Here is a 12,535-nt window from a genome sequence, read left to right as displayed (position 1 = left end):
TTCCTTGGTCATGCAACGGACCATCACCCGCGTTCTGCTCGTCTTCTCCGGCCTCGTCGAGGCCGTGGTCGGAATATGGCCACTGGTGTCGCCCATGGGCTTCTACCAGGACTTTCCCGGCTTCCGCACTGGCTGGGTCGCCATGGACGGCGCCTTCAACGAGCACCTCCTGCGCGACTTCGGCGGCCTCACCCTGACCCTCGCCGCGCTGCTGGTCGGAGCCGCCGTGATCGGCACCACAGCGGTGGCGCGGCTCGCCGGCGTAGCGGGGCTGCTGTTCGGCCTGCCGCACTTCCTCTACCACCTCGGCCACGTCGCGCACTTCGAGCGGATCGACCAGGTGCTGATCATCGCGACGACCGGGCTCGGCGTCGTCGTGCCGCTCGTGGTCCTGCTGGTCCCGGGCCGGCGCGTCAGCCCACCGGCGACACCGTGATGCCGAGCGCGCCGGGGCCGAGGTGCGCGCCGATGACCGTGCTCGCCTCGACGACCATGCTCTCGGCCATCGCGGGCACCCGGCGTTCGATCTGCCTGCAGATCTCCAGCTCGTGGTCGCTGGCCCCGAACCGGGTCACGGCGATGTCGGCGCGGAACCCGCCGGACTTCTTCACCGCGAGGTCGACCATCTTGGCCAGCGCCCGTCGCGTGCCGGGGACCCTGGCCAGCGGCGCGACCTCGCCGTCCTTGACCGTGAGCAGCGGCTTGATCGAGAACGCGGTGCCGAGCATCGCCTGTGCGGCGCCGATCCGCCCGCCCCGGCGGAGGTACTCCAGCGTGTCGACGTAGATGAACTCGGTGCTGGTGAGGCACCGGCGTTCGGCGGCTTCGATGACGCGCGCGGCGTCGGCGCCGGCCGCGGCCGCCCGGGCCGCCGACACCACCGCGAAGCCCAGGCTCATCCCGGTGGTGCGGCTGTCGAGGACGTGCACCGGGACGCGGACCTGCTGCGCGGCGTCCCGGGCCGCGCGGACCGTGTCGGACATGCGGCCGGAGATGTGGATGCTGACGATGGCCGTCGCGCCGGCGGCGGCCGCTTCCTGGTAGGTCCAGAAGAACGCCCCCGCATCCGGGGGCGCGGTGGTGATCATCTGTCCCGATCTCATCGCGTCGATGACCTCGCCGCGGTCGTAGCGGTTTTCGTCGTCGAGGTGACCACCCAGGTTCAGCTGGATCTGGACGACCCCGATGGCCCAGCGGGACGCGACGATGTCGGGCAGGCAGGAACTCGAGTCGGTGATGACGGCGATGCGCGCGGGCATGGTGGGGGAGGTTAATGCCTGACACCCACCGCGAGTAGGCCGTGGTTGGTCCGATCGGACGAACGGCAGTTCAAGCGGGGTAACCGGTCGACTACCGGGACGATAGTCCCATTAAATTGCTCATCCAGGTGAATGGCGTCACCTCGGCGGGTATCCAGGGCGGAATGGCCCTAATCTACCGGCCAGTAGAGCACTGACCCGTGGTCGTCCGCGGGGCACAACCGGGAGGTCGAAGCAGACCCATGACGAACATCGTTGTCCTGGTCAAGCAGGTACCGGACACCTACTCGGAGCGGAAGCTCAACGGGACCGACCACACCCTTGACCGTGAATCCGCCGACGCCGTGCTCGACGAGATCAACGAGAAGGCCGTCGAAGAGGCGTTGAAGATCAAGGAAGCCGGCGAGGGCGAGGTCACCGTGATCTCGGTGGGCCCGGACCGCGCGACCGACGCCATCCGCAAGGCGCTGTCCATGGGCGCCGACAAGGCCATCCACGTCTCGGACGAGGCGCTGCACGGCTCCGACGCGATCGCCACCGCCAAGGTGCTCGCCGCCGCGATCGGCAAGGTCGAGGGCTTCGACCTGGTCATCGCCGGCAACGAGTCCTCCGACGGCCGCGGCGGCGCCGTCCCGGCGATCCTCGCCGAGCTGCTCGGCCTGCCGCAGGTCACCTACGTGCGCGAGCTGAGCGTCGACGGGTCGACGATCAAGGCGACCCGCGAGACCGAGGACGGCCTCACACACCTCGAGGCGAGCCTGCCCGCGATCGTGAGCGTCGGCGAGAAGATCAACGAGCCGCGCTACCCGTCCTTCAAGGGCATCATGGCCGCGAAGAAGAAGCCGGTCGAGACGTTCACCATCGCCGACCTGGGTGTCGACGCGGGCGAGGTCGGTCTCGGCAACGCGTGGTCCGCCGTGACCGAGTCCGCTCCGAAGCCGCCGCGCACCGCGGGTGAGAAGGCCGAGGACGAAGGTGACGGCGGCACCAAGGTCGCCGAGTACCTGGTCGGCCAGAAGCTCATCTGACAACGGCTCTTCGAGGAGGAACAAGAACATGGCTGAAGTACTCGTCCTCGTCGACCACGTCGACGGTGAGGTCAAGAAGGTCACGCTCGAGCTGCTGACCGCCGCCCGCGCGCTCGGTGAGCCGTCGGCCGTCGTCGTCGGCCCGACCGGGACCGCCGCAAAGGCGAAGCAGGCGCTGGCCTCGCACGGCGCCGCCAAGGTGTATGTCGCCGAAGGTGACGACGCTGCGAACTACCTGGTCACGCCGAAGGTGGACGTGCTCGCCGCGCTCGCGCAGCAGGCGTCCCCGGCCGCCGTGCTCGTCACCGCCAGCGGTGAGGGCAAGGAGGTCGCTGCCCGCCTGGCCGTGCGCCTGGGCTCCGGCCTGATCTACGACGCGGTGGGCGTCAACGGCGACGGCGTCATCGACCAGTCCATCTTCGGTGGCGCGTTCTCGGTGAAGTCCAAGTCCGCGAAGGGCGCGCCGGTCGTCTCCATCCGCCCGGGCGCGGTCGAGGCCGAGCCGGCCGAGGGCGCGGCGGCCGAAGAGACCGTCGAGATCCCTGCGGTCGACGCGGCGAAGGCCACCAAGATCACCGGCATCGAGCCGGTGACCGGTGGTGACCGTCCGGAGCTCACCGAGGCCTCGATCGTGGTCTCCGGTGGCCGTGGTGTCGGCTCGGCGGAGAAGTTCGACGTCGTCGAGAAGCTGGCCGACTCGCTCGGCGCGGCTGTCGGCGCCTCGCGTGCCGCGGTCGACTCCGGCTACTACCCGGCGCAGTTCCAGGTGGGCCAGACCGGCAAGACCGTGTCGCCGCAGCTGTACATCGCGCTCGGCATCTCCGGCGCGATCCAGCACCGCGCCGGCATGCAGACGTCGAAGACGATCATCGCCGTCAACAAGGACCCGGAGGCGCCGATCTTCGAGATCGCCGACTTCGGCATCGTCGGCGACCTGTTCAACGTCGCGCCGCAGCTGACCGAAGCGGTCGAGAAGCGCAAGGGCTGATCCAGCACGTCGGAAGGGCCTCCCGGGACGTCCCCGGGAGGCCCTTTTCGCGTTTCCGGGACCTGAGAGAAGCCTGAGAACCCGCCATTAACTGAACGTGCACCAATCGGTCATCGGATGGCACTCTCCGCGGCTTCCGACGCGCGGGTACACCTTGACCATGACGACGTCACAGCTCCTCGTCAGCACTGATCAGGCGGGTGCCCAGCTCCCCGCGGACGCTCCCCGGTACTCCCTCCTCGTCGCTCACGCGAACGATGAAGTGGTCGCCGCGCAAAGGCTGCGGTACCGCGTTTTCGCCGAGGAAATGGGGGCGCGCCTGCACTCGCTCCGGCCCGGTCTCGACGTGGACGAGTTCGACGAGTTCTGCGACCACCTGGTGGTCCGCGACGACAACACGGGCGAGATCGTCGGCTGCTACCGGATGCTGCCGCCGGAGCGCGCCGCGCGGGCCGGGAAGCTCTACGCCGACAGCGAGTTCGACCTGGGCGCGCTCGACGGGATCCGGCCGCACCTGGTCGAAACCGGCCGCTCGTGCGTGCACCCCGACCACCGCAGCGGCGCCGTCGTCAGCCTGGTCTGGGCCGGCATCGCCCGCTACATGCTCCTTTCCGGCCACCGGTACCTCGCCGGCTGCGCGTCCGTCCCGCTGGCCGGCGACGGGTCCTTCGCCGCTGGCGTGTGGGACCTCCTGCAGGCCAAGCACTACTCGGACGAGGCCACCCGCGTCTCGCCGCTGACCCCGTGGGACGCGTCGGCGATCGAACGCCCGGCGCGCGCGACGCTGCCGCCGCTGATCAAGGGCTACGTCCGGCTCGGCGCCAAGGTCTGCGGGCCGCCCGCCCTCGACGCCGACTTCGGTGTCGCGGACTTCTTCGTCCTGCTGGACCTGCACAACGTCGACGAGCGGTACCTGAAGTTCTTCCTCGGGACCCAGGGATGAGCCACGCCTGGATGCCGACGTCCCCCTGCGGCGACGGCTGCCTGACCGACGGCGACGCGGTCGTCGGCCTCCCACGCCGGATCCTGCGCTTCACGGCGGCGATCACCGCCGTGCTCGCGGCGCTGCTGTCGGCGCCGCTGCTGCTGGTGCCGTGGGGCCGCGAACGCCGCATCCGGCTGATCTTCCGCGGCGTGCTGCGGGCGTTCGGCGTCCGCCTGGACGTCCACGGCGGCGCCGACTTCCTGACCGCGCCCGCCGGCCGCGGCGCGCTGGTCGTCAACAACCACATCTCGTGGCTGGACATCGTCGCGATCAATGCGCTGCGCCCGATGCGCGCGCTGGCCAAGAAGGAGATCGCGGGCTGGCCGGTGCTCGGCGGCCTGGTCCGCCGCGGCGGCAGCATCTTCCTCGACCGCGAGCGGCTGAAGACGTTGCCCGCCACGATGGCGTCGCTCGCCGACGCGCTCCGGACGGGTTCGCTGGTCAGTGTCACCCCGGAGGGCACGACGTGGTGCGGCCTGGCCTCGGGCCGCTTCACGACGGCGACGTTCCAGGCGGCCATCGACGGCGGTGTCCCGGTGCGCCCGATCGCGCTCCGTTACCGCCTCGCCGACGGCCGCGAGACCAGCCGCCCGGCGTTCATCGGCCCGGAGTCGCTGATCGCCTCGCTGCGCCGGGTCGCCTCGCTGCGTGGCCTGGTCCTGGAAGTCCACATCTGCCCGGAGATCGCCCCCGGCCGCGCGGAGGACCGCCGCGAGCTGGCGGCCCTCGCCGAGGCGGCGGTCCACTCCGCGCTGGGCACGGTCCGGATCCCGGCCCAGCAGCGCCGCCGTACGCCGCGCCGTCAGCCGGCGCCCCTGGCTTCGCCTCCCGCGAAGTGATCCGGGCCTGTCGCCGCGATCCTGCGACGGGCCCGGGTCGGCCGGCGTCCTCAGCCGACGGTGATCGTGAGCTTTCCGCCGGGGTGCCCACCCTCGCTTTCGACCTGCGCGGCGGCCGCTTCGGCGAGCGGGTAGCTCTTGCCGTGCGCGAGGCCGACCCCGCGCTCGGTCACCCAGCCGGCGATCCCGGTCAGGACCTCGCGGGTCTGCTCGCCCCCGCTGGAGAACGGGATCCCCAGCTCGAAGGCGGCCGCGTCGGCGATCGTGATGACGCGCTCCTGCGAGCCACGCAGCTCGACGGACCCGGGCAGCACCCCGTGCCCGGCGGCGTCGAACACGGCGTCGATCGGCCCGGACGCGGCCTCGCGGACCCGCTCCTGCCAGCCGTCGCCGTAGAGCACCGGAACGACACCCAGCGACTTCAGGTCGTCGAGGCTCCGGCTCCCCCCGGTCCCGATGACGGTCACGCCCTGCGCGACAGCGACCTGCGCGGCGAACCGCCCGACCGTGCCGCTGGCGCCGTGGAGCAAAAGCGTCTCGCCTTCGCGGACGCCGAGCAGCCCGAGGACGCGCAGCGCGGTCTCCCCGGCGACCGGCAACGCGGCGGCGTCCGCCCACGAAAGGCTCGCGGGCTTCGGCGCGAGCGTCTTGGCCAGCGCGTACTCGGCGTAAGCGCCGGTCTCGGACCAGCCGAACACCTCGTCGCCGACGGCGAAGTCCGCGCCCGCACCGACGGCGTCGACGACCCCGGCGACCTCGAGCCCGGGAGTGTGCGGGAAGGGCACCTGGAAGTTCTGCTGCATGAAGCCGTTGCGGATCTTCCAGTCGATCGGGTTGACACCGGCGGCCCGCACGGCCAGCCGCACCTGCCCCGGTCCGGGCTCCGGCACCGGCACCTCGGACAGCTGCAGGACGTCCGGTCCGCCGTAAGCGGAGAAGGTGATCGCTCGCATGGTGTTCGGCACTCCTCGGTTGGTGAGTCTTCGAATGTCCTCGGCACTCAGTCAACTCGCCCTGCCTGCTCTACCGAACCACCCGGACGAGCAGTGTTCACTAGCCGGACGAGCAGGCCGCCCGCCGCCGGACGCGCCTACCTTGGGGCCATGGACGCTTCCTGGTCGGATCCGCGGCACGTGCTCGAGGTCGTCGATCGGCTGCTGTCGGCCCCGCGGCCCCAGTTCTTCGGCCGGTTCTCCACGGAGCTGGGGCGGCTCGTCCCGCACCGCGCCGCCGCGATGCAGACCGGTGACTGCCCGCGCAGCCCGCTCAAGGTCATCGGCGACGAGACGATCACCGCGGCCGTGACCAGCGCCGAGCTCCAGCGCCTGGTCGACCGCAGCGAGCCGGGCAAGGCCCTGGTCATCGACGGCGACCTCGGTGGAACCGAACGTCGCATCGTCCTGCTCGCCTCGACGCCGGCGATCGGCAAGGGCTCCGTGCTCGCCGTGGTGCCGGAAGCCGGGGAGCTGCGGTCCGCCAACCTGGAGCTGGCCGCGCAGCTGTGGCACATCGTCAGCACGGACGCGGCCCAGCGCGCGACGGACCCGGGCCCCGACGTCCTGGCCAGCAGCCTCGCGGCGGCCTCCGCCCGAGCCCAGGCGATCACCGACCTCGGCCAGACCCACGCGGCGACGTTGGCCACCCTCCTGGCGGTGCTCCGATCCGGCCGCCTCTCCGACTCCGTCGCCCGCCGCACCGCGGTCGACGTGGCCGCCGACGCCCTGCTCGCCCTCAAGGGCGTGGTCGACCGCGACCAGGCCCTGTCGGCGGAGCAGGCCGACGCGGCCTTCGCGGTGCTGAAGACGCAGCTCGCCGACCTGGTCCGCCACACGGAGGTCGACGTCGACCTCGCCGACCCGATCGGCGACGCATCCCTCCCGCAGGACATCGCCCACACGGCCCGCACCCTGACCCGCGGCCTGGTGCTCGCCGCGTTGGACCGCCCGACGACCACCCGCCTGCGAGCGTCCTGGCGCCTGGACGGAACCCTGCTCCGCATCACGGTCCGTGACGATTGCCCGGAGGTCGCGGACGCGATCCCGGCCCGCGGCCTGACCGACCGCCTCACCGCCCTGGGGGGCCACTGGGAGCTCGACGCGGTTCCCGGCTGGGGCACGACGGTCACGGCGGTCCTCCCGCTCGGCGTGGCCGAACCGCCGGAGCTGCGCCCGCTGGACCGCCTCAACCCGCGCGAGCTCGAGGTCTTGTCCGGGATCTCCCAAGGTTCACGCAACCGGCAGATCGCCGAACAGCTGCAGCTCAGCGAGCACACGGTCAAGTTCCACGTCCGCAACATCCTCGACAAGCTGAACGTCACCTCCCGCGGCGAGGCAGCCGCGTTGGCCCGCGACCTGCCTCTGGAACCGGCGGCCCACCGCACGGCTTGACCTCCAGCGGACTGGAGGTTGCACGCTGCCGATCATGGCCTCGACGATCGGCTCCGCACCCCGCCGCAGCGTGCTTTGGAGTGCGGAACACCGGCTGACCACGGTCGCTCTGTTGTTGGTGGTCACGTTGGTCGCTTTCGAGAACATGGGCGTGGCAACGGCGATGCCGACCCTGGTAGCCGACCTCCACGGCCTGGCGCTGTACTCGTGGCCGTTCACGACCTTCCTGATCTCCAGCGTGGTCGCCACGGTGCTGTCAGGCCGCATCGGCGACCGCCGCGGCCCCGCCCCGGCGCTGCTCGCCGGCCCAGCACTGTTCGCGGCCGGCCTCGTCGTCGCAGGAGCGGCAACCGGCATGCCGGTCTTCCTCCTCGGCCGCGCCCTGCAGGGCTTCGGCTCGGGGCTGCTCCTGGTTTCGGTCTCACTCCTGATCGCCCTGACGTTCACCGACCACGAACGCCCGGTGATCTACGCCGCCAACGCGGCCGCATGGGTCCTGCCGGCGGTCGTCGGCCCATCGGTGGCCGGCCTCCTGACGGTGACCATCGGCTGGCGCTGGGTCTTCCTCGGCCTTGTCCCGCTCGTGGTCATCGGAGCGACCATGCTGACCGTGGTCGTCCGACGGCTACCCACGCACACGCCCGCGGTCGACGGCCGCCGCGCAAGCGTGCTCCAGGCAATAATCGCCGCCCTCGGCGTCGCAGCGCTGACGTGGGCGGCCCAGCACCACTCCCTCCTCGCCCTCGGCTACGGCACGGTGGGCCTCCTGTCCCTGGCCTACGCCCTCCGAACCCTCCTACCGATCGGAACGCTGACCGCCCGTCCCGGCCTGCCGACAGTCGTCGCCTCCCGCGCCTTGATCGCGGGCGCGTACGCCGGGATGGAGGCCTACCTACCGCTGACGATGAGCGCGGTCCACGGCTACAGCCCGGCTCTCGCCGGCCTACCCCTGACGATCACGGCTCTGGGCTGGTCCGCAGCCTCGGCAGCCCAGGGCCGATACCTCAACTGGTCGAGAGAGGCCTCGCTGCGCACGGGGTTTTGGCTGGTCGCGGCCGGACTCGTCGGCTTCGGCCTGGTCTCCCAGCCTTGGTGCCCCGGCTGGCTCGCATTCGTGGCCTGCGCAGTCGGTGGCGCCGGCATGGGCATCGCGATGCCCGCGATATCCGTTCTCCTGCTGCGCTACTCACCCGAAGGTGAACGCGGGTTCAACACCTCGGCGATGCAGCTCGCCGACTGGGTGGGCTCGGCCTTGCTGATCGGCCTCGGCGGCGTCCTGCTCGGCGTGGTCGGCTCGGTCCTCGACCCCTCCCCGGCGATGGCCCTGCTCACAGTGGCATTGGTGGCACTCGCGCTACTGGGGGTCCGGTTGACCGGGCGGTGGCCGTCGAAGGTGTGACAGCCCACTTACAGGACCAGGGTGGGCTTGGTCACGCGCCGGAGCGGACTACCCTGATGGAGCGATGACCTATCTCGACCACGCGGCGACCACTCCGATGTTGCCCGAAGCCGTAGCGGCGATGACCGAGGCGCTGTCCACCGTGGGCAACGCCTCCGCGCTGCATTCTTCGGGCCGCCGGGCTCGGCGAATGGTCGAGGAAGCCCGCGAAACGATCGCTGACGCGCTGGGCGCTCGCCCCTCCGAGGTGATTTTCACCGGCGGAGGCACCGAGAGCGACAACCTCGCGATCAAGGGCATCTACTGGGCCCGTAGCGAGGAACGAGAGCAGCGCCGTCGGGTCCTGTGCGGTGCCGCGGAGCACCACGCAGTGCTCGACACCGTCGAATGGCTCGAAGACCACTGCGGCGCCGAGGTCGTCTTGCTCGACGTGGACAGCCAGGGACGCGTCTCGCCCGACGTCCTCCGCGCTGCCATCGCCGCGGACCCCGAATCCGTGGCCCTTGCCACCGCGATGTGGGCGAACAACGAGGTCGGCACGATCAACCCGATCGCCGAGCTGGCGGCGATTTGCGCCGAGTTCGAAATCCCGTTCCACACTGATGCGGTTCAGGCTGTCGGCGCTGTTCCGGTCGATTTCGCCGCCAGCGGTGCGTCGGCCCTGACGCTGACCGGGCACAAGCTCGGTGGTCCGCTCGGTGTGGGAGCACTCCTTCTCGGGCGGGATGTGACTTGCGCGCCCCTGCTGCACGGCGGCGGTCAGGAACGCAACGTCCGCTCAGGCACCTTGGACGTTCCGGCGATCGTGGGTTTCGCGGCCGCGGTCCGAACCAGTGTCACCACCCGATCTGAGTACGCCAAGCGCGTCGAGGGGCTGCGGGACGAACTCGTCGAGGCCGTCCAACGCGAAGTACCTGACGCTGTCCTCAACGGGGGAGACGGTGAAAGGCTGCCCAGCCACGCTCATTTCACCTTTCCAGGATGTGCCGGCGACAGCCTGCTGATGCTGCTCGACGCCAAGGGCATTGAATGCTCGACGGGATCGGCGTGCACTGCAGGCGTCGCCCAGCCGAGCCACGTGTTGCTCGCCATGGGAGCAGATCCGGCGGCGGCCCGTGGTTCCCTTCGTTTTTCCCTTGGCCACACATCCACTGCCGCGGATGTCGAGGCAGTGGCTAGCGAGATCGGTGGAGTCGTCCTGCGCGCACGGCAGGCCGGTCTCGCCGGAATGCGCAAGCAGACCCAGAAGCAAGAGGTGTAAGGCAATGCGGGTTTTGGCCGCGATGAGCGGAGGAGTGGACTCGGCGGTCGCCGCGGCGCGCGCGGTGGACGCCGGGCATGACGTCGTCGGCGTGCACCTGGCGCTGTCGGCCAAACCGGGAACGTTGCGGACCGGCTCGCGCGGGTGCTGCACGATCGAAGATTCGCACGATGCTCGGCGAGCTGCGGATATTCTCGGCATTCCTTTCTACATTTGGGATTTCGCTGAGCGCTTCACCGAGGAGGTCGTCGAGACCTTTGTCGGTGAATACGCTGCCGGACGCACTCCTAACCCATGCGTGACCTGCAACGAGAAGATCAAGTTCGAGGCTCTTCTCGAGAAGGCGATGGCGCTCGGGTTCGACGCTGTCGCTACCGGCCACTACGCGCGTCTTTCTGTCGTCGACGGCGTGCCTGAGTTGCGTCGTAGCGCGGACAGCGGCAAGGACCAGTCCTACGTGCTCGCCTCCCTCACAGCTGAACAGCTCAGCCACGCCATGTTTCCTCTCGGCGATTCCTGGAAGTCAGATGTCCGGGCCGAGGCGGAGCGGCGTGGCCTGTCCGTTGCCAACAAGCCCGACAGCCACGACATCTGCTTCATCCCGGACGGTGACACCAAGAAGTTCCTCGAGAACCGTCTGGGTCAGCGTCCCGGTGAGCTCGTCGACGCGGAGACGGGTGCGGTCCTCGGCCGGCACACCGGAGTGCACGGATTCACCATCGGTCAGCGCAAGGGCCTCGGGATCGATGCTCCGGCGCCGGACGGCCGCCCGCGGTACGTCCTGTCGCTCGAGCCGGTGTCCGGCTCCGTCAAGGTCGGCCCGGTAGCCGAGCTCGGCGTTGATGTGATCGAGGCCGATCGGGCGATTTGGCCTAGCGGCAGGCCGCTGACCGAACCGACCGAGTGCGTGGTTCAGGTCCGGGCCCACGGAGGCATCGTCGACGCGGTCGCCGACGTGGATTCCGACACCATGACAGTGCACCTGCGTGAGCCGCTGCGCGGAGTCGCTCCGGGCCAGGTCGTCGTTCTCTACCGGCCGGACTCCGAAGACGGTGATCTCGTTTTGGGCAGCGCGAAGATCTCGGGTACGCGCTGATCACCCATCACTTCCGCGCTTTCTTCCGGCTTCGGTTGCCTCGACGTCGATCCGGCTGGATCGACGGTGGTGTCGTCGAATGCACCTGCCCCGCCGGCGTCGCGACGTTCACGGTGCCGTCCGAGCTGACTTCGTAGTCCCAGCCGGGCTGCCTCTTCAGGTTGCGATGTCGTGAGCAGTAGGTGACGGGCTGATCCGGCGTCCCTTCGGGGCCGCCCTCGGGACGCGTCGCTTCGACCCCGCAATTCTGTGCGGGACGTGTGCATCCCGGCTGCCGGCATTCCTGGTCCCGGACCCGGATGAACTCGTCCTGGTGGAGGGGATAGCGCGTCGGCGAGAGTTCGAGTGCCTGGCCGGTACGCGGGTCGGTGAGAACCCGTCGCAGTGCCGTGTCGGGCCCGCCGATGATGTGGCGGGCCACCGCGGCGGCGATAGGCCCGCGACCGGCCAACGCCGCCGGCGTTTCGCTGATGCCGAGGTAGGTGTCCAGGTCGATGTGCAGGAAGACCTCGGTGCGCTCGCTCGGACCGCCTGTGCCGCTGAGCAGCAAATCCATGGCCACATCCGCGCGGAGCTGATCGAGGGTGCGCGCCTCCTCCGGAGTCTTTAACGCCCGAGCGGCCCGATCGATGCGGGCATAGGCGGCGGTCGCCTTCTCGGTGGGTGCGTTGTTGACCGAAAGGTGGGTCACGCCGGTGTCCTGGTGATGCAGCACGAATCGCCGCTCGACCAGTTTCTGCTCGGTGCGGAGCGCGGCCCCTTCCGGATCGGCTTGCGCGGCCGCGTAGGTCGCTGCGCGGCGAACCTGCGTGGCGTTCCTTCCCTGCACTCGGTCTTCGAGCGTCGCGTCGACGGCGCCTACGTGTTCTTGGGACAGCCAGGCCGTCGCGTCGGTGACCTTCATGGCGCGGTACAGGTCGAGTCTGCCGTCGTCCATGAGGTTCAACATGCGGGGGAGCCGGACGATCAGTGCGCTGGCCGCGGAAACGATGGCTCTGGCGCGGTGTTCCGTTATGGACAGGGCGAGTGCTACTTCCGAAGCCGCGCTGGGCGCCCGTCTCCGCCGCACGCTCAAATTTGCGATCGCTCTCAGCTGAACAGCTTGCAGCTTGGAGATCTCCGCGTCGGTGTCGCGGATGAGGTCGACGACTTGGTCGTCTTTCATACGCTGCAACGATTCCGGATCACATCGGACCGATCGCAGCATCATGGGGAGTCTGTCGTCACTGCCCGAGGGGTCGGTTGCAGGGACGAGCTTGTGGACTGGTTGTGAAGGTGCCATGAGTCCGACCG

12 protein-coding genes are annotated in these 12,535 nt (G+C 70.0%); 9 read left to right on the top strand and 3 right to left on the bottom strand.

The genetic code is table 11. The features are described 5' to 3' along the window. The first annotated feature begins 10 nt into the window (after positions 1–10). Complete coding sequence (locus MUY14_RS28215; RefSeq protein WP_247013576.1) at positions 11–436, top strand: hypothetical protein; 426 nt, start codon at positions 11–13, stop codon at positions 434–436. Here the strand turns inward: MUY14_RS28215 and MUY14_RS28210 are convergent. Continuing rightward, positions 414–1,259: a DegV family protein gene (locus tag MUY14_RS28210; RefSeq protein ID WP_247013574.1), complete on the bottom strand. Its 846-nt coding sequence runs from the start codon at positions 1,257–1,259 to the stop codon at positions 414–416. The two genes, MUY14_RS28215 and MUY14_RS28210, sit on opposite strands and share 23 nt — an antisense overlap. A 242-nt stretch (positions 1,260–1,501) precedes the next feature. Here MUY14_RS28210 and MUY14_RS28205 point away from each other — a divergent pair, with 242 nt between their 5' ends. The 4 genes from MUY14_RS28205 (at position 1,502) to MUY14_RS28190 (ending at position 5,099) form a co-directional block, all read left to right on the top strand. Continuing rightward, positions 1,502–2,287: an electron transfer flavoprotein subunit beta/FixA family protein gene (locus MUY14_RS28205; protein WP_247013572.1), complete on the top strand. Its 786-nt coding sequence runs from the start codon at positions 1,502–1,504 to the stop codon at positions 2,285–2,287. 28 nt (positions 2,288–2,315) lie between these two features. After that, positions 2,316–3,275 (top strand): electron transfer flavoprotein subunit alpha/FixB family protein, encoded by a 960-nt coding sequence (locus MUY14_RS28200; protein ID WP_247013570.1) that lies wholly within the window; start codon positions 2,316–2,318, stop codon positions 3,273–3,275. A gap of 160 nt (positions 3,276–3,435) precedes the next feature. Next, positions 3,436–4,218: a GNAT family N-acetyltransferase gene (locus MUY14_RS28195; protein WP_247013568.1), complete on the top strand. Its 783-nt coding sequence runs from the start codon at positions 3,436–3,438 to the stop codon at positions 4,216–4,218. After that, the gene (locus tag MUY14_RS28190) at positions 4,215–5,099 is read left to right on the top strand and encodes a 1-acyl-sn-glycerol-3-phosphate acyltransferase (RefSeq protein WP_247013565.1); all 885 of its coding nucleotides are present in this window, start codon (positions 4,215–4,217) and stop codon (positions 5,097–5,099) included. The genes MUY14_RS28195 and MUY14_RS28190 overlap by 4 nt, the downstream gene beginning before the upstream one ends. Positions 5,100–5,149: 50 nt before the next feature. On the opposite strand, the gene MUY14_RS28185 is transcribed toward MUY14_RS28190, so the two are convergent. Further along, entirely contained in the window at positions 5,150–6,052 is a 903-nt protein-coding gene (locus MUY14_RS28185; RefSeq protein ID WP_247013563.1) for an NADP-dependent oxidoreductase, read from the bottom strand. A 150-nt stretch (positions 6,053–6,202) separates the two neighbouring features. Between MUY14_RS28185 and MUY14_RS28180 the strand changes: the two genes are divergently transcribed. The 4 genes from MUY14_RS28180 (at position 6,203) to mnmA (ending at position 11,242) form a co-directional block, all read left to right on the top strand. Further along, positions 6,203–7,486, top strand: a complete 1,284-nt coding sequence (locus MUY14_RS28180; RefSeq protein WP_247013561.1) for a LuxR C-terminal-related transcriptional regulator — start codon at positions 6,203–6,205, stop codon at positions 7,484–7,486. Between the two features lie 34 nt (positions 7,487–7,520). Next, positions 7,521–8,885, top strand: coding sequence for an MFS transporter (locus tag MUY14_RS28175; protein WP_247013559.1), 1,365 nt, complete (start codon positions 7,521–7,523; stop codon positions 8,883–8,885). A 64-nt stretch (positions 8,886–8,949) separates the two neighbouring features. Further along, positions 8,950–10,146, top strand: coding sequence for a cysteine desulfurase family protein (locus MUY14_RS28170; protein ID WP_247013556.1), 1,197 nt, complete (start codon positions 8,950–8,952; stop codon positions 10,144–10,146). A 4-nt stretch (positions 10,147–10,150) separates the two neighbouring features. Next, positions 10,151–11,242 (top strand): tRNA 2-thiouridine(34) synthase MnmA, encoded by a 1,092-nt coding sequence (gene mnmA, locus MUY14_RS28165; RefSeq protein WP_247013554.1) that lies wholly within the window; start codon positions 10,151–10,153, stop codon positions 11,240–11,242. Positions 11,243–11,249: 7 nt separating this feature from the next. On the opposite strand, the gene MUY14_RS28160 is transcribed toward mnmA, so the two are convergent. Beyond that, positions 11,250–12,524, bottom strand: coding sequence for a DUF222 domain-containing protein (locus tag MUY14_RS28160; RefSeq protein ID WP_396126594.1), 1,275 nt, complete (start codon positions 12,522–12,524; stop codon positions 11,250–11,252). Positions 12,525–12,535: the final 11 nt, after the last annotated feature.

Origin of the sequence: Amycolatopsis sp. FBCC-B4732, from assembly GCF_023008405.1 — a bacterium.
Taxonomy (GTDB): domain Bacteria; phylum Actinomycetota; class Actinomycetes; order Mycobacteriales; family Pseudonocardiaceae; genus Amycolatopsis; species Amycolatopsis pretoriensis_A.
Note: the sequence above shows the minus strand (reverse complement) of the source record. Positions and strands in the feature narration are given on the sequence as shown.